Source organism: Streptomyces sp. NPDC016851, assembly GCF_055562795.1.
The window spans coordinates 261,488-285,605 of record NZ_JBVHEP010000003.1 but is presented as its reverse complement, the minus strand read 5'-3'; the positions used below and the strand labels follow the sequence as shown (position 1 = coordinate 285,605).

Annotated in this window: 29 protein-coding genes and 4 tRNA genes; 24 read left to right on the top strand and 9 right to left on the bottom strand. The window is 70.4% G+C overall.

Going from position 1 to position 24,118, the window contains the following annotated elements; genetic code table 11:
• Positions 1-170: 170 nt before the first annotated feature.
• A complete protein-coding gene (locus ACZ3I3_RS06690; RefSeq protein WP_356929587.1) occupies positions 171-437 on the top strand; it encodes a GlsB/YeaQ/YmgE family stress response membrane protein in 267 nt (88 codons plus the stop codon).
• 195 nt (positions 438-632) lie between these two features.
• On the opposite strand, the gene ACZ3I3_RS06685 is transcribed toward ACZ3I3_RS06690, so the two are convergent.
• The gene (locus tag ACZ3I3_RS06685) at positions 633-1,121 is read right to left on the bottom strand and encodes a YajQ family cyclic di-GMP-binding protein (RefSeq protein ID WP_020275031.1); all 489 of its coding nucleotides are present in this window, start codon (positions 1,119-1,121) and stop codon (positions 633-635) included.
• 222 nt (positions 1,122-1,343) lie between these two features.
• Here ACZ3I3_RS06685 and ACZ3I3_RS06680 point away from each other — a divergent pair.
• Positions 1,344-1,425 (top strand) — tRNA-Tyr (locus ACZ3I3_RS06680).
• Positions 1,426-1,553: 128 nt separating this feature from the next.
• Positions 1,554-1,901 (top strand): DUF6233 domain-containing protein, encoded by a 348-nt coding sequence (locus tag ACZ3I3_RS06675; protein ID WP_467363069.1) that lies wholly within the window; start codon positions 1,554-1,556, stop codon positions 1,899-1,901.
• On the opposite strand, the gene ACZ3I3_RS06670 is transcribed toward ACZ3I3_RS06675, so the two are convergent.
• Complete coding sequence (locus tag ACZ3I3_RS06670) at positions 1,898-2,086, bottom strand: hypothetical protein (RefSeq protein ID WP_467363068.1); 189 nt, start codon at positions 2,084-2,086, stop codon at positions 1,898-1,900. The genes ACZ3I3_RS06675 and ACZ3I3_RS06670 overlap by 4 nt on opposite strands.
• A 177-nt stretch (positions 2,087-2,263) precedes the next feature.
• Positions 2,264-2,932 (bottom strand): HNH endonuclease family protein, encoded by a 669-nt coding sequence (locus ACZ3I3_RS06665; RefSeq protein ID WP_467363067.1) that lies wholly within the window; start codon positions 2,930-2,932, stop codon positions 2,264-2,266.
• A 387-nt stretch (positions 2,933-3,319) separates the two neighbouring features.
• Here ACZ3I3_RS06665 and ACZ3I3_RS06660 point away from each other — a divergent pair, with 387 nt between their 5' ends.
• From ACZ3I3_RS06660 to ACZ3I3_RS06650, 3 genes are all read left to right on the top strand, one after another.
• Positions 3,320-4,363: a polyprenyl synthetase family protein gene (locus ACZ3I3_RS06660; RefSeq protein WP_467363066.1), complete on the top strand. Its 1,044-nt coding sequence runs from the start codon at positions 3,320-3,322 to the stop codon at positions 4,361-4,363.
• Between the two features lie 170 nt (positions 4,364-4,533).
• Entirely contained in the window at positions 4,534-5,418 is an 885-nt protein-coding gene (locus ACZ3I3_RS06655) for an ABC transporter ATP-binding protein (protein ID WP_467363065.1), read from the top strand.
• The gene (locus ACZ3I3_RS06650; protein WP_467363064.1) at positions 5,415-6,176 is read left to right on the top strand and encodes an ABC transporter permease; all 762 of its coding nucleotides are present in this window, start codon (positions 5,415-5,417) and stop codon (positions 6,174-6,176) included. Before ACZ3I3_RS06655 ends, ACZ3I3_RS06650 begins: the two co-directional genes overlap by 4 nt.
• 134 nt (positions 6,177-6,310) lie before the next feature.
• On the opposite strand, the gene ACZ3I3_RS06645 is transcribed toward ACZ3I3_RS06650, so the two are convergent.
• Positions 6,311-6,562 (bottom strand): hypothetical protein, encoded by a 252-nt coding sequence (locus ACZ3I3_RS06645; RefSeq protein WP_467363062.1) that lies wholly within the window; start codon positions 6,560-6,562, stop codon positions 6,311-6,313.
• Between the two features lie 206 nt (positions 6,563-6,768).
• Between ACZ3I3_RS06645 and ACZ3I3_RS06640 the strand changes: the two genes are divergently transcribed.
• Entirely contained in the window at positions 6,769-7,323 is a 555-nt protein-coding gene (locus ACZ3I3_RS06640) for a CAP domain-containing protein (protein WP_467363060.1), read from the top strand.
• A 15-nt stretch (positions 7,324-7,338) separates the two neighbouring features.
• On the opposite strand, the gene ACZ3I3_RS06635 is transcribed toward ACZ3I3_RS06640, so the two are convergent.
• Positions 7,339-8,316 (bottom strand): terpene synthase family protein, encoded by a 978-nt coding sequence (locus ACZ3I3_RS06635; protein ID WP_467363059.1) that lies wholly within the window; start codon positions 8,314-8,316, stop codon positions 7,339-7,341.
• 323 nt (positions 8,317-8,639) lie between these two features.
• Between ACZ3I3_RS06635 and ACZ3I3_RS06630 the strand changes: the two genes are divergently transcribed.
• Positions 8,640-8,852, top strand: a complete 213-nt coding sequence (locus ACZ3I3_RS06630) for a hypothetical protein (RefSeq protein WP_467363058.1) — start codon at positions 8,640-8,642, stop codon at positions 8,850-8,852.
• A gap of 19 nt (positions 8,853-8,871) precedes the next feature.
• Here the strand turns inward: ACZ3I3_RS06630 and ACZ3I3_RS06625 are convergent, their stop codons facing one another.
• Together ACZ3I3_RS06625 and ACZ3I3_RS06620 are read right to left on the bottom strand one after the other, a co-directional pair.
• Positions 8,872-9,528 (bottom strand): NAD(P)H-binding protein, encoded by a 657-nt coding sequence (locus tag ACZ3I3_RS06625; protein ID WP_467363057.1) that lies wholly within the window; start codon positions 9,526-9,528, stop codon positions 8,872-8,874.
• 84 nt (positions 9,529-9,612) lie between these two features.
• A complete protein-coding gene (locus ACZ3I3_RS06620) occupies positions 9,613-10,869 on the bottom strand; it encodes an amidohydrolase family protein (protein WP_467363056.1) in 1,257 nt (418 codons plus the stop codon).
• A 236-nt stretch (positions 10,870-11,105) separates the two neighbouring features.
• Between ACZ3I3_RS06620 and ACZ3I3_RS06615 the strand changes: the two genes are divergently transcribed.
• The 9 genes from ACZ3I3_RS06615 to ACZ3I3_RS06575 all read left to right on the top strand — a co-directional run bounded on the left by ACZ3I3_RS06615 (position 11,106) and on the right by ACZ3I3_RS06575 (position 16,312).
• Positions 11,106-11,178, top strand: a tRNA-Thr gene (locus ACZ3I3_RS06615).
• A 47-nt stretch (positions 11,179-11,225) separates the two neighbouring features.
• Positions 11,226-11,298: transfer RNA gene (locus ACZ3I3_RS06610), tRNA-Met, on the top strand.
• An 88-nt stretch (positions 11,299-11,386) separates the two neighbouring features.
• Positions 11,387-11,551 (top strand): 50S ribosomal protein L33, encoded by a 165-nt coding sequence (rpmG, locus tag ACZ3I3_RS06605; protein WP_003948671.1) that lies wholly within the window; start codon positions 11,387-11,389, stop codon positions 11,549-11,551.
• Positions 11,552-11,652: 101 nt separating this feature from the next.
• On the top strand, positions 11,653-12,105 hold the full coding sequence (locus ACZ3I3_RS06600) for a MaoC family dehydratase N-terminal domain-containing protein (RefSeq protein ID WP_356929879.1): 453 nt from the start codon (positions 11,653-11,655) through the stop codon (positions 12,103-12,105).
• Between the two features lie 8 nt (positions 12,106-12,113).
• Positions 12,114-12,542, top strand: a complete 429-nt coding sequence (locus tag ACZ3I3_RS06595) for a MaoC family dehydratase (RefSeq protein WP_467363374.1) — start codon at positions 12,114-12,116, stop codon at positions 12,540-12,542.
• Between the two features lie 111 nt (positions 12,543-12,653).
• The gene (locus tag ACZ3I3_RS06590; RefSeq protein WP_467363055.1) at positions 12,654-13,223 is read left to right on the top strand and encodes a TetR/AcrR family transcriptional regulator; all 570 of its coding nucleotides are present in this window, start codon (positions 12,654-12,656) and stop codon (positions 13,221-13,223) included.
• Between the two features lie 93 nt (positions 13,224-13,316).
• The gene (locus ACZ3I3_RS06585; RefSeq protein WP_467363053.1) at positions 13,317-14,753 is read left to right on the top strand and encodes an MFS transporter; all 1,437 of its coding nucleotides are present in this window, start codon (positions 13,317-13,319) and stop codon (positions 14,751-14,753) included.
• Between the two features lie 27 nt (positions 14,754-14,780).
• Complete coding sequence (locus ACZ3I3_RS06580) at positions 14,781-15,161, top strand: DUF3291 domain-containing protein (protein ID WP_467363052.1); 381 nt, start codon at positions 14,781-14,783, stop codon at positions 15,159-15,161.
• 95 nt (positions 15,162-15,256) lie between these two features.
• Entirely contained in the window at positions 15,257-16,312 is a 1,056-nt protein-coding gene (locus tag ACZ3I3_RS06575; protein ID WP_467363051.1) for a UDP-N-acetylmuramate dehydrogenase, read from the top strand.
• Between the two features lie 305 nt (positions 16,313-16,617).
• Here the strand turns inward: ACZ3I3_RS06575 and ACZ3I3_RS06570 are convergent, their stop codons facing one another.
• Both ACZ3I3_RS06570 and ACZ3I3_RS06565 read right to left on the bottom strand, forming a co-directional pair.
• Complete coding sequence (locus ACZ3I3_RS06570; RefSeq protein WP_467363050.1) at positions 16,618-17,649, bottom strand: adenosine deaminase; 1,032 nt, start codon at positions 17,647-17,649, stop codon at positions 16,618-16,620.
• Positions 17,650-17,783: 134 nt separating this feature from the next.
• Positions 17,784-19,010 carry a pyridoxal phosphate-dependent aminotransferase gene (locus ACZ3I3_RS06565; RefSeq protein ID WP_467363049.1) on the bottom strand — a complete coding sequence of 409 codons (1,227 nt, stop codon included), beginning with the start codon at positions 19,008-19,010 and terminating at the stop codon, positions 17,784-17,786.
• 306 nt (positions 19,011-19,316) lie between these two features.
• On the opposite strand from ACZ3I3_RS06565, the gene ACZ3I3_RS06560 reads away from it, so the two are divergent.
• From ACZ3I3_RS06560 to ACZ3I3_RS06530, 7 genes are all read left to right on the top strand, one after another.
• Positions 19,317-19,389 (top strand) — tRNA-Trp (locus tag ACZ3I3_RS06560).
• Positions 19,390-19,497: 108 nt separating this feature from the next.
• A complete protein-coding gene (secE, locus tag ACZ3I3_RS06555; protein ID WP_467363047.1) occupies positions 19,498-19,782 on the top strand; it encodes a preprotein translocase subunit SecE in 285 nt (94 codons plus the stop codon).
• 80 nt (positions 19,783-19,862) lie between these two features.
• Positions 19,863-20,699 (top strand): transcription termination/antitermination protein NusG, encoded by an 837-nt coding sequence (nusG, locus tag ACZ3I3_RS06550; RefSeq protein ID WP_467363046.1) that lies wholly within the window; start codon positions 19,863-19,865, stop codon positions 20,697-20,699.
• Between the two features lie 162 nt (positions 20,700-20,861).
• The gene (rplK, locus tag ACZ3I3_RS06545; RefSeq protein ID WP_010036796.1) at positions 20,862-21,296 is read left to right on the top strand and encodes a 50S ribosomal protein L11; all 435 of its coding nucleotides are present in this window, start codon (positions 20,862-20,864) and stop codon (positions 21,294-21,296) included.
• 74 nt (positions 21,297-21,370) lie between these two features.
• Positions 21,371-22,096, top strand: a complete 726-nt coding sequence (gene rplA / locus ACZ3I3_RS06540; RefSeq protein ID WP_010036794.1) for a 50S ribosomal protein L1 — start codon at positions 21,371-21,373, stop codon at positions 22,094-22,096.
• Between the two features lie 128 nt (positions 22,097-22,224).
• A complete protein-coding gene (locus tag ACZ3I3_RS06535) occupies positions 22,225-23,082 on the top strand; it encodes an SCO4651 family lipoprotein (protein WP_467363044.1) in 858 nt (285 codons plus the stop codon).
• Positions 23,083-23,175: 93 nt separating this feature from the next.
• Positions 23,176-24,003, top strand: a complete 828-nt coding sequence (locus tag ACZ3I3_RS06530; RefSeq protein WP_467363043.1) for an SCO4651 family lipoprotein — start codon at positions 23,176-23,178, stop codon at positions 24,001-24,003.
• Positions 24,004-24,118 lie beyond the last annotated feature (115 nt).

The window sequence follows — 24,118 nt, the reverse complement described above, 5'->3', positions numbered from 1 at the left end:
CAACCGGCGGGCGCCGCCAGGGCGTCCTCCCCACCAAGACGGCGTGAACGCGCGCGGCAAGGACGTCGTACGCGGAACGCCCGGCGTACGACGCACGAGCACGGCCTGCCGGGAGCAAGATCACATGGCCGGGACCGTGCGGGCACAGCGTGAAAGGGCAGGTTCACGGCATGACCATCATCAGCTGGATCATCCTGGGACTGTTGGCCGGAGCCATCGCGAAGTTCCTGCTGCCGGGGCGCGACCCGGGCGGCCTCATCGGCACGACCCTGATCGGCGTCGCGGGCGCGTTCATCGGTGGCTGGATATCGGCCCGCTGGATGGACCACCCGATCAGCAAGGACTTCTACGACGGTGCGACCTGGGCTGCGGCGATCGGCGGATCGCTCGTCCTCCTGATCGCCTACCGCCTCCTGTTCGGCAACTCCCGAAACTGATCGCGCCCACGGCCTGCGGCGGGCCCGCGCCCACCGCCCACGGCCGCATACGCCACACCGCCCCCTCGGGGCGCCCATCGACCGCAGCCAGCAGGCGAGAAGGGTGGGTACCCAGCAGGTGCCCACCCTTCCTCGTCCCCGTGCAGACCGGGAGCCCGCCGGCGCAGGCCGGGAGCCCCGCGGACCCGGCCGGGCCTACCGGTAGTTCACGAACTGCATGGCGAAGTCGAAGTCCTTGCCCTTCAGCAGGGTGATGACGGCCTGAAGGTCGTCACGGCTCTTGGAACTGACCCGCAGCTCCTCACCCTGCACCTGCGCCTTCACGCCCTTGGGGCCCTCGTCGCGGATGGTCTTCGCCACCTTCTTCGCGTTCTCCTGGGAGATGCCCTCCTTGATCGACGCGAAGATCTTGTACTCCTTGCCGGAGAGCTGGGGCTCGCCCGCGTCCAGAGCCTTCAGCGAGATGCCACGCTTGATCAGCTTGGACTGGAAGACGTCGAGGATCGCCTTGACCCGGTCCTCCGAGTTCGCCTCCATGAGGATGTTCTCGCCGGACCACGAGATCGAGGCACCCACGCCCTTGAAGTCGTAGCGCTGCGAGATCTCCTTGGCGGCCTGGTTGAGTGCGTTGTCGACCTCCTGCCGCTCGACCTTCGAGACGATGTCGAAACTGGAGTCGGCCATGTCCTGTGGCTCCTTGTATCGGGGTGCGAATCGTGCGTACCGGCGTACGTGGGCGGCCGCCGGGCCTGTTCAGATCCCGGGCCGCATCCGGACAAGCCTAGCCACCCCCCGCCCTGCGGGCGCCGATCAATCGGGTGGCGAAGCACCCCTCGGCATCAGGTATTGTTTACGTCGTTGCCACGGAGCACCGCCGAAAAAGGCGGTTCGACGGGCAGCGACCCCGGCGGTGTGCCCGAGCGGCCAAAGGGAGCAGACTGTAAATCTGCCGGCTCAGCCTTCCCAGGTTCGAATCCTGGCGCCGCCACACGGGAAAACAAAGGGCCCGTGACCTGCGAACACAGCAGGTCACGGGCCCTTTGTCATGCGGTCGGATGCTCGGTCATCGGACGGGGCGGTGGTGACGGTGCATGCCTCGTCCATAGAATCGAACACGTGAACGATGAACCGCCTTCCCGGCTTGATCTGCTGCGCTTCGCACGTCGCGTGGTCGTTCAGCAGGCGAAGGCGGCCATCGCCCAGATCGACCGGTGGATCGCGGTGGAGGAGCGCCGCGAGGCCGAACAGCGGCGGGGGATGGAAGCCCGGCCGCCCGCCCCCGCGTGGTTGCTCGAGCAGGGCCTGTCCGGGCGGGACGCGGTGTACGTGCACGTCGGTGATTGCTGGAACGCGGGGAAGCGCTCGAAGGGGATGGAGCGGGATGAGGCGCGGCGGGCTCTCGCCGACGGAGTGAAGCCCTGTCCCCAGTGCCGGCCGGACAGCGTGCTGGGATTCCTCGACTAGTCGTCCGCGCCGCTCCGCTGTGAGCGGGAGTTGCGGCTTGCGCTGCCGGCCAGTTCGCTGCCGAGCAGCGTCACCTTGGCCACACCACGTGCCCAGCGCGGAGCGTCGCCCCGGGCCGCCCAGAAGACGCAGACGCAGCCGCCGATGACGAGCAGGACGACGACCGACAGTACGAGCACGAGCATGCTCGCCCCCCATTTCGTGTGATGAACCACGTCATCTTGGCAGGCGGGCCTCACGGGTCAGGACGACGTCCGACCCGTGTGCCCCGACATCAGCGCCAGGGCACACCGGTCGCACCATCCCGGCAACGGCAACGGCAACGGCAACGGCAACGGCAGTGGCAGACGCAACAGCTACGGCTAAGGCGCCGGCGTGTAAGTGACGTCCGTGTCCGGGCAGGCCTCGGCGAGGCGGGTCAGGGACTCGCGTTCCTCCGTGTCCGCGGTGAGGCTCCAGCGCAGTTTCACGGCCGTCCATTCGACGATGTAGCGGCACGTGGCCTTGGTGTTGGGCGGCAGCCACTGGGCGGGATCCTGGTCGGCCTTGCTGCGGTGCGCCGCGGCGGACACGGCCACCAGGGAGCGCGGGTCGGCCAGGTCGTTGGCGTAGGCCTCGCGGCGGGCGGCCGTCCACTGGGAGGCGCCGGAGTCCCAGGCCTCGGGCAGCGGCACCATGTGGTCGACGTCCATGGCCGCGGCGGAGGTGATCCTGCGGTCGTCGTAGTAGGACGACCAGGTGCCGCCCTTCAGCTTGCAGTCCGGGCCGGTGGCCGGTGGTTCGACCGCCTCGGCGATCAGCACTTCGGCGCGGGTGTCGCAGCCGTCGTCGGGATGGGCGCCGGCGTTCCAGTACGTGAAGCTGGTGCGCTCGTAGCCGTCCCGGGACTCGGCGGCCTGGGGCAGGGCGGCGACGGCTTGGTCCAGCGGCAGGGATTTCGCTTTCGCGGCGTGGGCGGGGCAGGACAGGGCGAAGGTGCAGGCGGTGCCGAGCAGGGCGGCAGCACAGGCTCGTGCCAGGGAAACGATCACGCCCAGCAGGATGAGCGAACGACTGTCGACCGGGCCGGTAGGACGCGACGGACGACGCGGGGATCACCCGGCGGCCGTATGCAGAAACGATGCCGCTCATGCCGGGCGTCAGCCGGAGGTTGACGGCGGGGAGAAGAAGAGCCGGTTCCCGCCGCGCCCTGCAGCCGTCTGACCTCCGCTGTCGCGCGCCGCTCCCCAACTCGTCGGTGCCATGGCCCGATTGTCAGCTAGGTGCACCGTAGTAGGGCTGGTCCGGCCAAGTGATCTTTCCGTGCGCGGTGCGCTGCGGCTTCTCCAGGGTATGGGGCCACCGCTTGACTGAGGCGGGTACGTGACCAGGCAGTCATGCCGGACGCGGTCCCCGTTCGCAGTCATGAGGAGCAGTACATGTCGCAGACCACCGACCCTGCCCCGGTCGGCACGTTTCCTCGTCTGGGCTGGGTCGACGACCTGCTGAGTCCCGCCCTCCGGTCGGCCGTCGCCGCACTGCCGGCGGCCGAGAGCCGGGTGGCCGGGTACCACCGCGGCTGGTGCGAGGCCGACGGCACGCCGACGGAGACGGTGTCCCGGACGGGCAAGTCGGTCCGCCCGGCCCTGGTGCTGCTGTCCGCGGCGGCGGTCGGGGGCAGTGCGGAAAACGCCGTACCGGGCGCGGTCGCGGTGGAGTTGGTGCACGACTTCACCCTGCTGCACGACGACGTCATCGACGGTGACGCCCTGCGCCGGCACCGCCCGGCAGCCTGGTCGGTGTTCGGCACGCCGGCGGCGGTGCTGACGGGCGACGCCCTGCTGGTGTCGGCGCTGCGGGCCCTCGCCGACGTCCCCCGGAAGCGGGCCGCCGAAGCGGTGAAGGAACTGGTCGCGGCCCTGCTGGAGCTCGTCGAGGGACAGAGCAGCGACGTGGCGTTCGAGAAGGCGCCTCAGGTGTCGGTGGCCCAGTACCTCGCCATGGCGGAGGGCAAGACGGGGTCGCTGATGGGGTGTTCGTGCGCCCTGGGCGGAGTACTGGCCGGGGCGGACAGCGAACGGGTCAGCGGACTGCGGGAGTTCGGCAGGCGACTGGGCGTGGCCTTCCAGTGCGCTGACGACGTCCTCGGCATCTGGGGCCGTACCGCACGCAGCGGCAAGCCGGTGGGGGCCGACCTCGCGGCGCGGAAGAAGTCGCTGCCCGTCGTGGCGGCTCTCAGTGGTGAGGGCGCCGCGGCCGAGCGGCTCCGCGCGCTGTACGCCGCCACGCACCCCCTGGACGAGCAGGAGGTCGACCTGGCGCGCGAACTCGTCGAGGAGGCCGGTGGCCGCCGGGTCGCCGAGCAGGAGGCCCGCCGTCAGGTGTCGGCCGCGCTGCGGGCCCTGTCGTGGGCGCAGCCCACCCCCGACGCCTACCGGCAGCTCCATGACATCGCCTGGGCGATGACCCACCGCGAGTCCTGACCTCCGGTACGGAGGGGACCCGCGCAGATGGGGGAGGGGGACGCGCCGCGGCGTGACTTCGGTCGGGGTGGGCCGTTGTCTCTGCGGCGTCCCAGAGCCCTCACCCGTAGCCCAGGCCGCACCCCCGGCCGCTCGGAGCGGAACCGATCGTGACGAAACACAGTGGAGTCGTGCAGCAGACCGAGACGAGCCCAGCGCTGCCGGGTGACCTTCCCGCCGTGGCCGCCTACGGGCTGCGGGTGGTCCGCGGCCGCCACACGGTCCTTCAGGACGTCAGCTTCACCGTCCCCCGCGGCTGCATCGTGGGCCTGCTCGGGCCGAGCGGCTGCGGGAAGACGACGCTGCTGCGGTCCGTGGTCGGCGTGCAGCAGACCACGGCGGGCCACGTCCAGGTCCTCGGATACGCGGCCGGTGCCCCGCAGTTGAGGACCCGCGTCGGCTACGTCACCCAGGCGCCGTCGGTCTACGCGGACCTGACGGTGCTGGAGAACCTGCGCTACTTCGCCGCCGCCCTCGGCATGCGGGGTTGGCATCGGGAGGACGCGGTGGTCCGGGTGGTGAAAGAGGTCGACCTGGCCTCCTACGCCGACAAACTGGTCGCCCGGCTGTCGGGCGGCCAGTACTCGCGGGTGTCGCTGGCCGTCGCGCTGCTGAACAAGCCCGACCTGCTCGTGATGGACGAGCCGACCGTCGGCCTGGATCCCATGGTGCGCCGGGAGTTGTGGCTGGTGTTCCAGCGGCTGGCCGACGAGGGCACCACGCTGCTCGTGTCCAGCCATGTGATGGACGAGGCCGACCGCTGTGACCGGCTGCTGCTGATGCGGGCCGGGCGGCTGCTGGCCGGAGCCGACCGGGAGACGCTGCTGGAGCACACCGGCTGCGACGACGTGGAAGAGGCGTTCATGCATCTGGTGCAGGCCGCGTCCGACGCCGAGGAACGCGCGCGGCGGCGGGCCGCGGAGCAGAGCCTGCTGCCGGCCCTGCCGGGCCTCCTCGACCAGGCCGGTGCCCCCGAGGCGGAACGGGCCTACTTCGCCGCGGACACGGTGCGGTGAGCGGCGTCCGCGTGGCCGAGCGGCTGCCGTTCTCGCCCACCATCACGGGAGCGACCGCGGTCCGGGTGCTCCAGCAGATCTCCCGCGACAAGGGCAGCACCGCCCTGCTGCTGGCCATCCCGTGCATGCTCATGGTGCTGCTGAAGCTGATGTTCCATGACTCCGAAGCCACCTTCGAGCGGGTCGGGCCCCAGGTCTTCGGCATCTTCCCGGTCATCGTGATGTACCTGGTGGCGTCCGTGTCGACGCTGCGGGAACGCACCACCGGCACCGCCGAGAGGCTGCTGACGATGCCCGTGCAGCGGCTGGACATCGTGCTCGGTTACAGCCTCGCCTTCGCCTTCCTGGCGCTGTTGCAGGCGGTGCTCTCCACCCTGCTGTCCATCGGCCCGCTCGGCCTGGACATCAAGGGCCCCGCGTATCTGCTGATGGTCATCGCCATGCTCGGCGCGCTGCTGGGGCTGGCGCTGGGACTGCTGGTGAGCGCCTTCGCGCGCAACGAGTTCCAGGCGGTGCAGTTCCTGCCCGCCGGGGTACTGCCCCAGTTCCTGGTGTGCGGCCTGTTCGTGCCGCGCGACGAGATGCACGGCGCCCTGTCGGCCGTCGCCAAGGCCATGCCGATGACGTACGCCGTCCAGGCCGCCGGCGAGGCCGCCACGCACACCGGCGTCACCGGACTGTTCGTCCGCGACGCGCTGCTCATCCTGGCGTGCGTGGTCCTGGTCCTCGTCGTCAGCGCGACCACGCTCAAGCGCTGAACAGCCGGCCGGCCCCGCAGATGACAGAGGACCGGCACAGGGCTGAGGACCGGCACAGGGCTGAGGACCGGCACCGGCACATCACTGAGGGCCGCCCCCGACCCGGGGACGGCCCTCAGCGCGATCACCTGCCGTCAGTCCCGCACACCCCAGGAGAAGCCGCCCGAGACGGAGCCGTAGCGGGGGAACTCGAACGGCCCGAAGTGCAGCGGCCTGTCGTGGTGGCCACCGTGGCCGCCGTGGCCGCCGCCGAACCCGTCGGGGCCGGGGTTGACGACGGTGGCGGCGGCCGGCTGTGCCGAGGCGGCGGCCACCACGGTCCCGCCCGCGGTGAGAGCCAGCGCGGCGAGCGACACGACGGCGATGCGGCGAACCCGCAGCGACATGAGAAACCTCCGGAGAGAAAGGAAAGGAAGGGCAGGAAAGAGTGAACGAGCGCATCCCAGCCTAATCACCAAGGCGATCCGAAGTGGCTCGGGAAATGCCGTGTTCCCCCGAACGAACGGCTGAGCACAACAGCGGAAATAAATATCGGTACGGTGTGCACGGAAATTCACGGGCCGCAGAGAATGCAGAGGAAAAGATGACCGGGATGCGCAGGGCCGCTCTTGCCCTGGGAATCGCCCTCATCGCCGGGGGCGGACCGCCCGTACCGGCACCGCCGCCGCACTACGCCCCTCCCTTGTGGCCGGTACCGGCTCCCGGGCCCTCCCAGGCGCCCGAGGGCGGCGGCACCACGCACTCCCGCCCGGGCCCGTCCCGCGGCGACGTGGCGGTCGAGGTGGTCGCCGCGGTGAACCGGCACCGCGCCCAGGCCGGCTGCGGCCCCCTGCGGTTGCGGCCGGCCCTCACCAGGGCGGCCCAGCGGCACAGCGCCGACATGGCCCGCGGGCAGCGCCTCAGCCACACCGGAACCGACGGCAGCGGCCCGGCCGCCCGGATGCGGGACGCCGGCTACGACCCCCGCCACAGCGCCGAGGTGATCGCCGCCGGCGCCCGCACCCCCGAGGGCGCCGTCCGTACGTGGATGGACAGCGCCCCACACCGGACCATCGTCCTCACCTGCCGTTACATCCACGCCGGGGTCGGTGTGGCCGGCGGTTCCGGGGGACCCTGGTGGACGCTGGACCTGGCCACGGGCCACTGACCCGCAGAGCGGGGCTCAGCCCAGCTCCGTGTCCCACCACCAGGCGATGCCGGGAGCGCCCTCCAGCGGGCCCGGCCGGGTGTCGGACGGCTCCTCGGCCCAGGTCAGCGCCGTGTCCTCCATCGCGTCGGGCCAGTGGCCGAGGCTGAGGTAACGGGGTACGCGCATCCCCCACTCGTTGTTGCCGCGGATGCCGTACCGCAGCCCCTGGAGGTAGGTGGCGAGTTCCAGGCCGGCCGCCGGGCGGACGCGGTCGTGCAGCTGCAGGAACCGCAGCAGTACGCGGTCCCGCAGCCCGTTGGCGACCTCCACCGCCTGGTCCAGCGGGAGGTCCCGCTCCTGCATGAGGACCGTGTAGATGTTCTGGTCGGCATGGTCCCGGGACAGTTCCTTGCGCAGCGAGTGCCGGTCGTTGTCGAGGGAGGCCACCAGCATGGCCATCTCCGTCAGCGCGCGGACGGCCGGCCGGTGCAGGTCGGCCGCGGGCACCTCGGCGCCGGTGGCGATCTCCAGCATCGCGAGCGTCGGCTCCCCGCCCGCCGACAGCAGCCGCATCGTCAGGAAGTCGTCCAGGCCGGGCATCCGGCCCAGCGCCTGGTTGCCGATCTGCCAGGCCACCCCGGACAGCCAGGCGCGGTGCGCGTGGGTGAACCGGCTGACCTGCGTGGGCGTGGCGAGTGACCGGAAGCGGCACAGGATGTCCTGCAGAGCACCGATGTAGCGGTCCTCCCCGACCGCCGTATCGGTCTCGCACGCCCGCTGCACCTGACAGGCCAGGGCGTTGAACTGCGCCGGACGGGTGCTGAGCGGCCCGTGGTCGCAGCGTGCGTCGTCGAATCCGAAGCCCCAGTACACCCACAGGGCCGTCGCCAGCAGCCGGTCGTCGTCGGCGTCCGGGGCGAACCGGCCGTAGAAATCGGTGCTGTGCGTGGCGACGACCCAGGCCTTTTCCTCTTCGGAGGCGCACATACCGCTGCTGCCGATCCACTCCACGGCGCGTTTTTCGACCTGCCGTACGCGCGGGTGAATGGCGGATTCCAGAGGGCAGAAAAGAGGTGGAAGTGACACCTCTGACACACGAGATCCCATGGGGACGATCATCTGGGACCTGGTGCACCGACGCGATGGGAACACCCCCTCCCGCGAAAAGACAGACAGGTCGCAGAACATAAGAAAGGAGAAGGAGTAAGAAACGAGAAGAAATAAGAAAAGGCAAGACAGGGCTGGGGCCCGAACGGGCGCGGACTACTCCTCGGCGTGGGCGAGTTCGATGTGGCACAGGCATGCGCGAGTCGCTCGCGCGGCACACTGGCCCCATGTCCTCCCGTCGCAGAACCTGCCCCGAGTGCCGTCGCGAGATCGCCGTCGTCGCCGGGCGGTACGCGCGCCACGACCCGCCCGGCGCCCGGGAACACGGCGAACTCACCTCGTGTCCGGGCTCCCGCCGCCAGGCGAGGCCCGGCCCGGAACAGCCCGCCCTGGACGGCTACGTGGTACCCGACTTCCCCGGCCAACTGCCCCTGTTCTAAGGCGGAGTTCCCGGAGTCGTCAGTTCCCCGCCACCGACTTCACCGCAACGGACACCGGAGCCGGCCCGCTGATCAGCTCCAGCGTGAGGCCTGCCGTAGCGGGCGTGTCCACCAGCTCCGCCAGCACGGCGGCCACGTCGTCACGCGGAATCGGTCCGCGGCCCGTGTGCGCCTCCAGGCGTACGAGGCCGGTGCCGGCGTCGTCGGTGAGCTGACCGGGGCGCAGAATCGTCCAGTCCAGGGCTTCCAGGCCGCTGACGTACGCGTCCGCCTCGCCCTTGGCGCGCAGGTACACGTCGAAGATCTCGTCGCCCTCGTGCCGCGGGTCGGCGCCCATGGACGACACGATCACGAAGCGCCGTACGCCCGCCTTCACCGCCGCGTCCGCGAAGAGGACCGCCGCGGCCTTGTCCACGGTGTCCTTGCGGGCCGCCCCGCTGCCCGGGCCCGCGCCCGCCGCGAACACCGCCGCGTCGGCACCCCGCAGCCGCTGCGCGACCTCGTCCACGGACGCCGACTCCAGGTCGAGCACGACCGGTTCGGCACCGGCCGCCCGCAGATCGTCGGCCTGCCCGGCCTTGCGGATGATCCCCGCTACCTCGTCCCCGCGCGCGGCGAGCAGCCGCTCCAGCCGCAACGCGATCTGACCATGACCACCAGCGATGACAGTACGCATGCCTTCGACCGTACGCCCGGACAGCACCGTCCGCCGCACGACTCGAGCCACGCACCCCGGCCCACGCCCCGCTCTCCACGGGCCCTACGACAACTGCCCCCGCCCCTGCCGCGGCAGCCCCAGCTCCACCGAAGCCGCCGAACTGCAGTACTCCCGCACCGCGCTGGTCCGCGCCACCACACGCCCCCGGTGCACCACCACCCGGCTGTACGCCAGCGACAGCGCCCCCGAGAGTCCGTCCCCGCGCACGGCGAGCAACTCGGCCGGGAATCCCGCCTCCACCCGCACCTCCGGCAGCCCCAGCACCGCCCGCGCCGACCCGCTCACCGCGTCGTACGCCTCCCCGGGCGCCAGCCCGTAGCGCGAGGCCAGCAGGAACGCCGCCTCCAGCGGGTCGCCGCGCCCCACGGGGTTCGACACGTCCCGCAGCGCCCCGCTCCCGGCGGCCACCCGCACCCCGGCCGCGCGCAACAGCCGTACCGGAGCCGCACCCCGCCGGTCCACGCCACCGCAGCCGCCCTGCGGCAGGCACACCACCGTCACCCCCGCGGCCGCCAGTTGGTCCGCGGTCCGCGAGGCCACCTCGGAGGGCAGCCGGCCGAGATCGCCGCACGGGCCGAGGGTCACCCCCGGACGCAGCCCGCCCGCCATCGCCGCGAGCCGGGCCAGCCGCGCCGGATCCCCGGCGTCCGTGTGCAGGTCGACGGGACAGCCGTGCTCGGAGGCCACCTCCAGGACCGCCTCCACGTACCCCGTCGGATCCGGGTCGAGATCCGGCCGGCCACCCACCACCGAGGCGCCCATCTTCACCGCGTCCCGCAGCACCGCCAGACCGTCCGCCCCGGCCACCCCGGTCAGCACCCGGGGCATCGCCACCGTCGTCAGCTCGGCCAGCCCCCGCAGCGCCCGCCGCGCCTGCAACACGGCCGCCAGCGCGCCCAGCCCCTGCACGTCCCCCACGCGCACGTGGGCCCGCACCGCCGTCGCCCCGTGCCCGAGCTGGAGCAGCGCGGCCTCGGTCGCCCGGCGCTGGACGTCCTGGGGCTCGTACGAGACCGGGCCCTGGGCGTCGGCCGACAACGCCGTGTCGGCGTGAGCGTGCGGCTCGGCCGGGGCCGGCAGCAGCAGATAGCCGCCGAGATCCACTCGCGCCCCGCACGCGCGCGTGCCGCCCGCCGCCAGGCTGCCGGCCGTGCCGACCGCCTCGATGCGCCCGCCGACCAGCCGTACGTCCACGGTCCGGCCGTCGGTGAGCCGCGCCCCGCACAGCAGCAGCGACGACGGGTCGGCCGGCCCCGGCGACGACGACGAGGGCGGTGGCTTCGGCTGGCTGTCGGGCATCGCGCTCCTGGGGCTCGGCTGCGCACGCGAGGACGCATGATCACTCAGAGTGAGTCGAGCCTAGGGCGGCCTCCCGTCCGTCGCGGGGAGGAGCGCAATAGTCGTACCGGCGTGGTCCGCCGTGCGGAACGAGAGGCACGCGCGAGGCTGCTGTGCGGACGGTGGTGCGGCCCGGACGGGTACCCCGAAACGGATTTGGGCGAACGGCCGCGGAGCGTGTAATGTCTTCATCGCTCGCCCCAATAGCTCAGTCGGCAGAGCGTCTCCATGGTAAGGAGAAGGTCAACGGTTCGATTCCGTTTTGGGGCTCTGGTGTGACTGGTTCCCGTCGCGAGGCGGGGGCTCGATCACATCAAAGCGGTGTAGCTCAGTCGGTAGAGCAAGCGGCTCATAATCGCTGTGTCACCGGTTCAAGTCCGGTCACCGCTACTGACAGTAGCCGATTGCGGGGTCGGTCCTTCGATCGGCTACTCTTCTTGCGTTAAACAGTCCATCCGTTCGTCTTAGGAGCACTCACGTGGCTGCCACCGACGTCCGCCCGAAGATCACGCTGGCCTGCGTGGAGTGCAAGGAGCGGAACTACATCACCAAGAAGAACCGGCGTAACAACCCGGACCGTCTTGAGATGAAGAAGCACTGCCCGCGTTGCAACGCGCACACCGCGCACCGCGAAACGCGATAAAACAGGCTCGTACACGAGGCCGTTCCCGAGTGATCGGGGGCGGCCTCGCGTCGTTGAATGACCCGTACCGTTCAGTAGCGGAAGCCAGGAGGTGCCGGGCCATGGCGCTCGACCAGTCCTTCGTGGGGCGGACGTACCCGCCCACCGAGCCCTACGAGGTGGGCCGGGAGAAGATCCGTGAGTTCGCCGAGGCGGTCGGGGACGCCAACCCGGCGTACACGGACGCGGAGGCCGCCAAGGCGCTCGGCCACCCCGATGTGATCGCGCCGCCGACCTTCGTCTTCTCGATCACGTTCAAGGCCGCCGGGCAGGTCGTCCAGGACCCCCAGCTCGGCCTGGACTACAGCCGGGTGGTGCACGGCGACCAGAAGTTCGCCTACCGCCGCCCGGTCCGCGCCGGCGACCGGCTCACGGTCACCTCCACCATCGAGGCGATCAAGTCCCTGGCGGGCAACGACATCGTGGACATCCGCGGCGAGGTCCACGACGAGGCCGGCGAGCACGTCGTGACCGCCTGGACCAAGCTCGTGGCCCGCGCGGCCGAGGAGGCGTGAGCGAACCCATGACGGCGAAGATCTCCTACTCCGACGTCGAGGTCGGCACGGAACTGCCCGCGCAGACCTTCCCCGTGACCCGAGCGACCCTCGTCCAGTACGCGGGCGCCTCCGGCGACTTCAACCCGATCCACTGGAACGAGAAGTTCGCCAAGGAGGTCGGCCTGCCGGACGTCATCGCGCACGGCATGTTCACCATGGCCGAGGCGATCCGCGTGGTCACCGACTGGACCGGCGACCCGGGCGCGGTCGTTGAGTACGGCGTCCGCTTCACCAAGCCCGTCGTCGTCCCGAACGACGACCAGGGCGCCCTGATCGAGGTCGCCGGCAAGGTCGCGGCCAAGCTCGACGACAACACCGTCCGTGTGGACCTCACGGCGACGAGCGCGGGGCAGAAGGTGCTCGGCATGTCGCGTGCGGTCGTGCGGCTGGCCTGAGACGGCAGACGACCGTGTAAGGGGCGCTCTCCATGGCGAGGCGCCCCTTACGCGCACCCGGTCATCGATACCCGCTTGACGTAGTTAGTGATTGAGTACTAACTTACTCGCATGGCCAGGATGAGTGCGGAGGAGAGGCGCGAGAGCGTCATCCGTGCGGCGACGATCGAGTTCGCCCGCGGCGGCTACCACGGCACGTCCACCGAGGCGATCGCCCGGCGGGTCGGCGTCTCGCAGCCGTATCTCTTCAGGCTCTTCCCCGGCAAGAAGGCGATCTTCCTGGCGGCGGCCGAGCGGTGCGTGGAGGACACGATCCGCACCTTCGCGGAGGCCTCCGAGGGGCTGGAGAGCGAAGAGGCCCTGCACGCCATGGGGAACGCGTACACCAAGGTCATCGCGGAGCGGCCCGAGCGGCTCATGATGCAGATGCAGATGTACGTCGCGGTGAAGGCCGCCGAGGAAGAGGGCGACCACGAGTTCGGCGAGTCGGTGCGCGCCGGCTGGATGCGGCTGTGGGACACGGTTCACCTGCCGCTGGGTGCCGACGTCAGCGAGACGACGACCTTCATGGCCTACGGGATGCTCATCAACTGCCTGGCGGCCATGGGCTTCCCTCCCGAACACCGCGTCTGGGAGGGGCTGTACCCGTCGGCGCGGCTCAAGGGCCGGCTGGAGATCTGACAGGGAAGGCGAGAGTGCTGCGCTTTTTCAGGATCTCAAAAGTTAGTGATCAATAACTAACGCGACCGAGCGAATCACCTCTCTGGGGGAGAGATGTCACAGCAGACCGCACGCCGCGGGGGAGCCGCCTGGGCCCTCGTCATCACCAGCGTCGCCGGATTCATGGCGGCTCTCGACAACCTCGTCGTCACCACCGCCCTGCCCTCCATCCGGGAGGACCTCGGCGGGGGACTGCACGACCTGGAATGGACCGTGAGCGCCTACACGCTCACCTTCGCCGTCCTGCTGATGTTCGGCGCGGCCCTCGGCGACCGGTTCGGCCGCCGCCGGCTCTTCATCGCCGGGCTCGCCGTCTTCACCGGCGCCTCCGCCGCAGCGGCCCTCGCACCCGGCATCGACTCCCTCATCGCCGCCCGCGCGATCCAGGGCGCCGGTGCGGCGGTGATGATGCCGCTGACGCTCACCCTGCTCACCGCGGCCGTGCCCGCCGCCAAGCGGGGCATGGCGTACGGCATCTGGGGAGCCGTCAACGGACTCGCCGTCGCCTCCGGGCCGCTGGTCGGCGGCACCCTCACCGAGCACATCTCCTGGCAGTGGATCTTCTGGCTGAACGTCCCGCTCGGTCTGGCCCTGCTGCCCCTCGCCCGCCTCCGCCTCGCCGAGTCCCACGGCACCGGCGCCCCGCTCGACATACCCGGCACCCTGCTCGCCAGCAGCGGCCTCTTCGGCATCGTCTACGGCCTGGTCCGCGGCCCCGTCGACGGCTGGACCGGCTCGGTGGTCCTGACGGGGCTGTTCGCGGGCTCCGCGCTCCTCACCGGCTTCGTCCTCTACAGCGCGCGTGCCGCCAACCCCATGCTCCCGATGCGGCTCTTCCGCTCCCGGGCCTTCGCCGGCATCAACGCGGCGAGCCTGCTGATGTTCCTCGGCATGTTCGGCTCGATCTTCCTGCTCAGCCAGTACATGCAGGGGGTCCTCGGCTACTCGCCCACCGAGGCGGGCCTCAGGATGCTGCCCTGGACCGGCATGCCGATGCTGGTCGCCCCGATCGCCGGCATCCTCGCCGACCGCATCGGCGGCCGCCCGGTCGTCGCCGCGGGCCTGTTCCTCCAGGCCCTGGGCCTCGGCTACATGTCGGTCGTGGCCACGGCGGACGCCTCCTACGCCGCCCAGCTGCCCGCCCTGATCGTCAGCGGCATCGGCATGGCCCTGTTCTTCGCCCCCGCCTCGCACCTGGTGATGTCCAGCGTCCGGCCCTCGGAGCAGGGCATCGCCTCCGGTGCGAACAACGCCCTGCGCGAGGTGGGCGGAGCGCTCGGCATCGCCGTCATGGCGTCGATCTTCGCGGCGCAGGGCGGTTACGAGACCGGCCAGACCTTCGTCGACGGCATGCGCCCCGCACTGGTGACGGGCTCCGCGGTGGTCGCCCTCGCGGGCGTCGCGGCCCTGCTGATCCCGACCCGGCGACGCGCCGAGCCGCAGACCGCCCCCTCAGAACCGGCACCCGTGCTGGAAACCGCCTCCCGCTGACCCCGACGACCCGAAGGAGGAACGGGCATGCCGACCCTTCCCTGGACCGTCCCCAACACCCCGCCCCGCGACACCGAGGTGCACGTCTTCGCCTCCCGCTTCGAGACGCGCACCCTGTGGGGAGCACTGAAGTTCCTCGCCGGGACGCCCGCCGTCTGGCGCCAGGTGCGCCGCAGCCCCGGCGTCTACGGGGCGACCCTGAAGGCGAAGCCGCTCCAGCGGACCTTCTGGACGCTGTCCGCCTGGGAGTCCAAGGCCGCACTCCAGGACTTCGTCCGTGCGGGCGCCCACGGACCCGCTGCCCGGGGCCTCGCCCCGCAGATGAAGGACGCGAGCTTCACCACATGGCAGGCCGGCAGCGACGACCTGCCGCTGTCCTGGCCGGAGGCGATGCGCCGCCTGCCCTGACCGACACCACGCGCGCGTGCGGCCCTCGTCTCCCGGACGGGAGCCGCACACACGCGTGCCGGAGCCTGTCGGTGCCGTCTCGTACTCTTGAGCCCGTGCTGGAACTCCACGACGCCCCCCTCGCCCCGCTGACCACCTTCCGGCTGGGCGGCCCCGCGACCCGGCTGGTCACCGCGACGACGGACGACGAGGTGATCGCCGTCGTACGCGAAGCCGACGAGACGGGCACCCCGCTGCTCCTCATCGGCGGCGGCTCGAACCTGGTCATCGGCGACAAGGGCTTCGAGGGCACCGCCCTCGTCATCGCCACCAAGGGCTACTCCCTCGACGGCACGAGACTGGAACTGGCCGCCGGCGAGGTGTGGACCGACGCCGTCGCCCGCACGGTGGAAGCGGGCCTGGCCGGCATCGAGTGCCTGGCCGGCATCCCCGGCTCGGCCGGCGCGACCCCCATCCAGAACGTCGGGGCGTACGGCCAGGAAGTCTCCTCGACGATCACGGAGGTCGTCGCCTACGACCGCCTGACCGGCGAGACGGTCACCCTGGCCAACGAGGACTGCGCCTTCTCCTACCGCCACAGCCGCTTCAAGTCCGACCCCGAGCGCTACGTGGTCCTGCGCGTCCGTTTCGCTCTGGAGGACGCCGAGGGCCTGTCCGCTCCCCTCAGGTACGCCGAGACGGCCCGCGCCCTCGGAGTCGAGGCCGGCGACCGCGTCCCGCTCGCCTCGGCCCGCGACACCGTGCTCAAGCTGCGCGCCGGTAAGGGCATGGTCCTGGATCCCGAGGACCACGACACGTGGTCGGCGGGCTCCTTCTTCACCAACCCGATCCTCACGGACGCCGATTTCGCGAGGTTCCGCGCGCGGGTGCGGGAGCGCCTCGGTGAGGGGGTGGAGCCGCCCGCGTATCCCGCGGGGGAGGGCCGCACCAAGACCTCCGCGGCCTGGCTGATCGACAAGGCGGGCTTCACGAAGGGGTACGGCGACGGGCCGGCCCGCATCTCCACGAAGCACACCCTGGCGCTTACGAACCGGGGTACGGCGGCCACGGAGGATCTGCTCGCCCTGGCCCGCGAGGTCGTGGCCGGAGTCCGGGAGGCCTTCGGGATCACGCTGGTGAACGAGCCGGTGACGGTGGGAGTGAGCCTGTAGGCACCCGGCGTCGGTGCCAGAGCCGGGTGGGTGCGCAGCCCGGCGGAGCGGGGTGCCGCTGCGCCCACCCGTGCCGCCCCTAGCGGCACGACTGCCCGCAGCTAAGGCGGCCACACGGCGGTCTGCCCGCAGCTAAGGCGAGACGCGCCCGCAGCCGCGTACGCACGGAAGGGGACGTGTCGGGGGGTGTCCGCCCGCAGCGGTTGGCGCGTCAACGGACAGTCAGTCGGTGTCCGAGCCCATCGCGCCGTTCCGAGGACGGACACCCCCCGGCGCGGCCCCGACCCACCGCACCCCCGTAGGCGCTACGACCGCAACCAGTCGTCCACCCCGGCCAGCAGCTTCGCCTTCACATCCTCCGGTGCCGCCGACCCCCGGACCGACTGCCGCGCCACCTCCGCCAGTTCCTCGTCCGTGAACCCGTGATGCCGCCGCGCGATCTCGTACTGCGCGGCAAGACGCGACCCGAACAGCAACGGGTCGTCCGCGCCCAGCGCCATCGGGACCCCCGCCTCGAACAACGTCCGCAGCGGCACGTCCTCCGGCTTCTCGTACACCCCCAGCGCCACGTTCGACGCCGGGCACACCTCACACGTCACACCCCGCTCGGCCAGCCGCCGCAGCAGCCCGGGATGCTCCGCCGCCCGCACCCCGTGCCCCACCCGGTCCGCCCCCAGGTCGTCCAGACAGTCCCGCACCGACGACGCCCCCGCCAGCTCGCCCCCGTGCGGCGCGGACAGCAGCCCGGCCTCCCGGGCGATCGCGAACGCCCGGTCGAAGTCCCGCGCCATGCCCCGACGCTCGTCGTTCGACAGCCCGAACCCGACGACCCCCCGGTCCGCGTACCGCACCGCCAGCCGCGCCAGGGTGCGCGCGTCCAGCGGATGCTTCATCCGGTTCGCCGCGACCAGCACCCGCATCCCGAGCCCGGTCTCCCGCGACGTCGTCTCCACCGCGTCCAGGATGATCTCCAGCGCCGGGATCAACCCGCCCAGCCGCGGCGCGTACGACGTCGGATCGACCTGGATCTCCAGCCATCCCGACCCGTCCCGAACATCCTCCTCCGCGGCCTCCCGCACCAGCCGCTGGATGTCCTCCGGCTCCCGCAGACACGAGCGCGCCGCGTCGTACAGCCGCTGAAAGCGGAACCAGCCCCGCTCGTCCGTCGCCCGCAGTCTCGGCGGCTCGCCGCCGCTCAGGGCATCGGTCAGCGCGTCAGGAAGACGCACCCCGTGCTTGTCGGCCAGTTCCAGCACGGTCGTGGGCCGCATCGACCCGGTGAAGTGCAGGTGCAGATGGGCTTTCGGCAGCTCAGAGACATCACGTACACGCTCCATTCCAGGATCCTGCCGTACGCCTCGACCGTCCCGGTAGCGGTTTCCCCGAACGTGGCCTTGCTCGCACTCCCACACGAGAAAGCGGACCGCTCCCCGAAAAGGGAACGGCCCGCTCCGACCACTCACGTGAGGAGTCAGTCCTTGGCCTCCGCCAAGAGCTTCTGCAGCCGGCTCACGCCCTCGACGAGATCCTCGTCACCCAGCGCGTACGACAGCCGCAGATACCCGGGCGTACCGAACGCCTCACCCGGCACCACCGCGACCTCGGCCTCCTCCAGGATGAGCGCGGCCAGCTCCACCGTGTCCTTGGGCCGCCGGCCCCGGATCTCCTTGCCGACCAGCGCCTTCACCGACGGGTACGCGTAGAACGCGCCCTCCGGCTCCGGGCACACCACGCCGTCGATCTCGTTCAGCATCCGCACGATGGTCTTGCGGCGCCGGTCGAAGGCCTCCCGCATCTTCTCCACGGCGACCAGGTCACCGGAGACGGCGGCCAGCGCGGCGGCCTGGGCGACGTTGGAGACGTTCGACGTGGCGTGCGACTGGAGGTTCGTCGCGGCCTTGATCACGTCCTTCGGGCCGATGATCCACCCGACCCGCCAGCCGGTCATCGCGTACGTCTTCGCGACACCGTTCACCACGACGCACTTGTCGCGCAGCTCGGGCAGCACCGCCGGCAGCGACACGGCCGAGGCGTCGCCGTAGACCAAGTGCTCGTAGATCTCGTCGGTCATCACCCACAGGCCGTGCTCGACGGCCCAGCGGCCGATCGCCTCGGTCTCCTGCTCGCTGTAGACCGCGCCGGTCGGGTTCGACGGCGAGACGAACAGGACGACCTTCGTCTTCTCCGTCCGGGCCGCCTCCAGCTGCTCGACGGTCACCCGGTAGCCGGTCGTCTCGTCGGCGACGACCTCCACCGGGACACCCCCGGCCAGCCGGATCGACTCCGGGTACGTCGTCCAGTAAGGCGCGGGCACGATGACCTCGTCGCCCGGGTCGAGGATCGCGGCGAAGGCCTCGTAGATGGCCTGCTTGCCGCCGTTGGTGACGAGGATCTGCGAGGCGTCGACCTCGAGGCCCGAGTCGCGCAGCGTCTTCGCGGCGATCGCGGCCTTCAGCTCGGGCAGGCCGCCGGCCGGCGTGTAGCGGTGGAACTTCGGGTTCTTGCAGGCCTCGATCGCGGCCTCGACGATGTAGTCCGGAGTCGGGAAGTCGGGCTCACCGGCGCCGAAGCCGATCACCGGCCGCCCGGCGGCCTTGAGTGCCTTGGCCTTGGCGTCCACGGCGAGGGTGGCGGACTCGGAGATCGCGCCGACTCGGGCGGAGACCCGGCGCTCGGTGGGAGGGGTTGCAGGGCTCATGCGCCCCATCGTTTCAGACTGGAAACGTGCGCGGCACGGGGGTTTCACAGACTGAACAACGCCGGGCAAATCCCTGAACAACAGTGCGGATCGGCCGCACGGCCTGGGCGATCTTCACCCGGAGCCCCGTCGTCCGCTCCCCGCTCCACAGGCGATCTTCCGCCAACGAGGCCTTGCCGGAGCCCTTTCTGTTCGACGACCGGCCGCAGACCACGTACACTCTCACCTCGTTGGCCTCTCGCAGGCCGCGCCCGTTCGGTGCACACCAAGCATCCGGACGGATGCGGTACGTTGGGGGACACACAAAGGGTCGTAGCTCAATTGGTAGAGCACTGGTCTCCAAAACCAGCGGTTGGGGGTTCAAGTCCCTCCGGCCCTGCTACACACACCTTCGCCAGGATGTGTGCGCATGTACGTACAGCAATGCACCGCCGTGCGGCTCAGACCGGGCGCGGCACGGCCACGACCCGGAATCAGGTGAGGACGAGTGACGGACGCCGTGGGCTCCATCGACATGCCTGATGCCCAGGACGAGGCGCCGGAGTCCAAGAAGACCCGCAAGGGCGGCAAGCGCGCCAAGAAGGGCCCGCTGAAGCGGCTCGCCCTCTTCTACCGCCAGATCGTCGCGGAGCTGCGCAAGGTCGTCTGGCCGACCCGCAACCAGCTGACGACGTACACGACCGTGGTGATCATCTTCGTGGTCGTCATGATCGGCCTCGTCACCGTGATTGACTATGGACTCAGCAACGCCGCCAAGTACGTGTTCGGCTGAGCCGCCCGCGAAGAGCGCCGAGGTACCCGGCGCTCCTTTCGCATGTTCCACCCCTATGTATCCAGGAAGAAGCAGCCACCGTGTCTGACCCGAACGTGAACGACGCCATCGAGCCTGTCGAGTCCGTCGAGGACGAGCTCGACACCGTCGAGGGCGCGGACAGCGAGGACACCGAGGCCTCCGCCGAGGTCGAGGCTGCCGACGCCGTCGCGGACGACGCCGCCGAGGCGGAGGCCGAAGACGCCGAAACAGACGCCGAAGAGGCCGCGGAAGAACTCGAGGAAGAGCCCGAGGACGACCGCGACCCGATCGAGAAGCTCCGCGAGGAACTGCGGGTCCTGCCCGGCGAGTGGTACGTCATCCACACCTACGCCGGCTACGAGAACCGCGTGAAGACCAACCTGGAGCAGCGCGCCGTCTCGCTGAACGTCGAGGACTACATCTTCCAGGCCGAGGTGCCGCAGGAAGAGGTCGTCCAGATCAAGAACGGCGACCGCAAGACGATCAAGCAGAACAAGCTCCCGGGCTACGTCCTGGTCCGCATGGACCTGACGAACGAGTCCTGGGGCGTCGTCCGCAACACCCCGGGTGTCACCGGCTTCGTGGGCAACGCCTACGACCCGTACCCGCTGACGCTGGACGAGATCGTCAAGATGCTCGCCCCGGAGGCCGAGGAGAAGGCCGCCCGCGAGGCCGCCGAGGCCGAGGGCAAGCCTGCTCCGCAGCGCAAGGTCGAGGTCCAGGTGCTGGACTTCGAGGTGGGCGACTCGGTCACCGTCACCGATGGCCCGTTCGCCACGCTCCAGGCGACCATCAACGAGATCAACCCGGACTCGAAGAAGGTCAAGGGCCTCGTGGAGATCTTCGGCCGCGAGACGCCGGTCGAGCTCTCCTTCGACCAGATCCAGAAGAACTAGCACCACCCCGGCTTCCGAGCAGGTCAGACGGGCTCCTGGAGCCCGCCTGACCTGCTCGGTTTTTGGCCGCACATGGATACCCGTTATCGTTGTGCGGTATGCCTCCATCCGGCTGATCCGGATCGGAGGCTGGAAAACTCTCACTAGGACCCGGAGAGAGCAATGCCTCCCAAGAAGAAGAAGGTCACGGGGCTCATCAAGCTCCAGATCCAGGCCGGTGCCGCCAACCCGGCCCCGCCGGTCGGCCCCGCGCTGGGCCAGCACGGCGTCAACATCATGGAGTTCTGCAAGGCCTACAACGCCGCGACCGAGTCGCAGCGTGGCTGGGTCGTGCCGGTGGAGATCACGGTCTACGAGGACCGCTCCTTCACCTTCATCACCAAGACCCCGCCGGCCGCGAAGATGATCCTCAAGGCCGCGGGCGTGGCGAAGGGCTCGAGCGAGCCGCACAAGACCAAGGTCGCGAAGATCACGCGTGACCAGGTCCGCGAGATCGCCACCACCAAGATGCCCGACCTCAACGTCAACGACCTGGACGCCGCCGAGAAGATCATCGCCGGCACCGCCCGTTCCATGGGCGTCACGGTCGAGGGCTGAGCCCCAACCCCATCCGCAGAAGTGGCAGGGCCTGCTCGGCCCGGACCACGACTCCTAAGAATCCAGGAGCAGTAGTGAGCAAGCGCAGCAAGTCCCTTCGCGCTGCGGACGCCAAGATCGACCGGGAGAAGCTCTACGCCCCGCTCGAGGCCGTCCGTCTCGCCAAGGAGACCTCCACGACCAAGTTCGACGGCACCGTCGAGGTCGCCTTCCGTCTGGGTGTCGACCCGCGCAAGGCCGACCAGATGGTCCGTGGCACCGTGAACCTCCCGCACGGCACCGGTAAGACCGCCCGGGTCCTGGTCTTCGCGACCGGCGACCGTGCCGAGGCCGCGCGTGCCGCGGGCGCCGACATCGTCGGCGCCGACGAGCTGATCGACGAGGTGTCGAAGGGCCGTCTGGACTTCGACGCCGTCGTCGCCACCCCGGACCTCATGGGCAAGGTCGGCCGCCTCGGCCGTGTGCTCGGTCCGCGTGGTCTGATGCCGAACCCGAAGACCGGCACCGTGACCCCGGACGTGGCCAAGGCCGTGACCGAGATCAAGGGCGGCAAGATCGAGTTCCGTGTGGACAAGCACGCGAACCTGCACTTCATCATCGGCAAGTCGTCCTTCGACGACACCAAGCTGGTGGAGAACTACGGCGCCGCGCTGGAGGAGATCCTCCGTCTGAAGCCGTCCGCCGCCAAGGGCCGGTACATCAAGAAGGCCGCCATCACCACCACGATGGGCCCCGGCATCCCGGTCGACCCGAACCGCACCCGCAACCTCCTCGTCGAGGAGGACCCGGCCGCGGTCTGAGCCTGACGGCTCACGCAACCGGTCACGGGCCCCGCACCTCTCACAGGTGCGGGGCCCGTTCCCTTTTCCGGTACGTACGCCGGTGGCCTGGGTTAACGTGCGGGAACCGGAGGCGAACGGGGGAACGTATGCAGGGCACGACCGTGCGCAGCGTGGGCCTGGTGCTCGCGATGGCGAGCGCGCTGACGGGGGTGGCCGCCTGCACCTCCGCGGACTCCTCCGACGGCCCCGGCAAGGAGGACCGCGCCGCCCACGGCCGGTCCGTCGCGGCCCTGCGCGCCGCCGAGCGCGCCACCCAGCGGGCCGGCTCCGCCCGGGTCGAGTCCACGACGACCATGGGCTCGCTGATGTCCATGCGCGCCGACGGCACCCTCGGCTGGGCCGACGGCATCACCGGCACCCTCAGCATCACGTACACCGGCGGCACCATGGCCGACACCATGCGCAGGCTCGGCAGCACATCCATGGAGGCCCGCTACCTGCCCGACGCCTACTACGCGCGCATGGGCGATAAGTTCGCAGAGCAGGCCGGCGGCAAGCACTGGATCCGGTACGCCTACGAGGACCTGAAAGCCCTCGCCGGGGGCTCCGGAGCCCATCTCGGCGAGCAGATGCGCAGCACCACACCGAACCAGTCCGTGAAGCTCCTGCTGGCCTCCGGCGACGTCAGAAAGGCCGGCGAGGAGTCCGTGCGCGGCCGGCCCGCCACGCACTACTCCGGCACCGTGGCCGCCGCGGACGTCACCGACGCCGCCCTGAGGAAACAGCTCACCGAGGCCGGTGTCACCACCGAGACCGTCGACATCTGGATCGACGAGCGGAACCTGCTGGTCAAGAAGGTGGAGAAGGCGCGGATGAGCACGGGCCTGATGACCCAGACCGCGCATTACGGCGATTACGGCGTGCGGGTCCGGACCCAGCGGCCCCCCGTGTCCGACACCGGGGACTTCGAGGACCTGATGCGGAAGAAGTCCGGTACGCCCTGAGGTCCCCGTGAATTCTCATAGATCACTTCTGCCCCTCTGGGATAGGCTCACGGCCTTGCTGTGAAGCAATCGCGTATTCCTTGGGGGGAATCAATGAAGGCATCCATACCTGTCGCCGGGCTGGGCGCCCTGCTGCTCGCCGCCGGTGCGGTCGGCTGCGGTGCGGAACAGTCGCCGGAGATGACGCCCGCGGCCGCCGTCGCCACGGCGGCGAAGAACACCGACGGCATCACGTCCGTCCGGTACCGCCTGAGCGGTATGTCGCCGGAGTCCGGCAAGGTCAAGGGCGAGGCGTCGATGCGCCTGAAGCCCACGATCGCCATGAGCATGAAGATGACGGGGACCGTCGACGGAGCCGCCGAGACCGTGGAGATCCGCCTCGTCGACAAGGCCATGTACCTCGGTGGGGGAGCCGAGATGGCCAAGGAGATGGACGGCAAGACCTGGATGAAGTTCGACCTGTCCGGCTCCGACGCCGGCAAGGAGCGGGACCGGTCGGGGCCCACGAGCCAGGCCGAGCAGAACCCGGCGGCGGAGTCCACCTTCCTCACGAGCGCCAAAGACGTGAAGAAGGTCGGTACCGAGAAGGTCGAGGGCGTCGAGACGACCCACTACACGGGCACGTTCACCCTCGCCGAGCTCCGCGCCTCCCTGAAGGGCAAGGACGCGAGCATCCGCGAGAACCGCGAGAAGAGCATCAAGCAGTACGAGGAAATGGGCGTCGAGAAGTTCACGATGGACACGTGGATCGACGGCGACGACCACACCAAGCAGTTCCGGATGAAGGGCGCGGCCGACAAGGGCCCGCTCGACATGACCATCACCTTCCTCGACTACAACAAGCCGGTGGACGTCACGGCCCCGCCGGCCAAGGACGTCGCCGACCTCGCCGACCTGTTCAAGGAACTCGACGCGAGCTGATCCGTCGTACGGGCGGATTTGCTTGACAGCTATTCGTTCCCGTACCCTCCTACAGAAGCCAAAGACCGCTGGTCGTTTACCGCGCGCTCGGACGAGGGCGCGGTGGCCGAAGGAT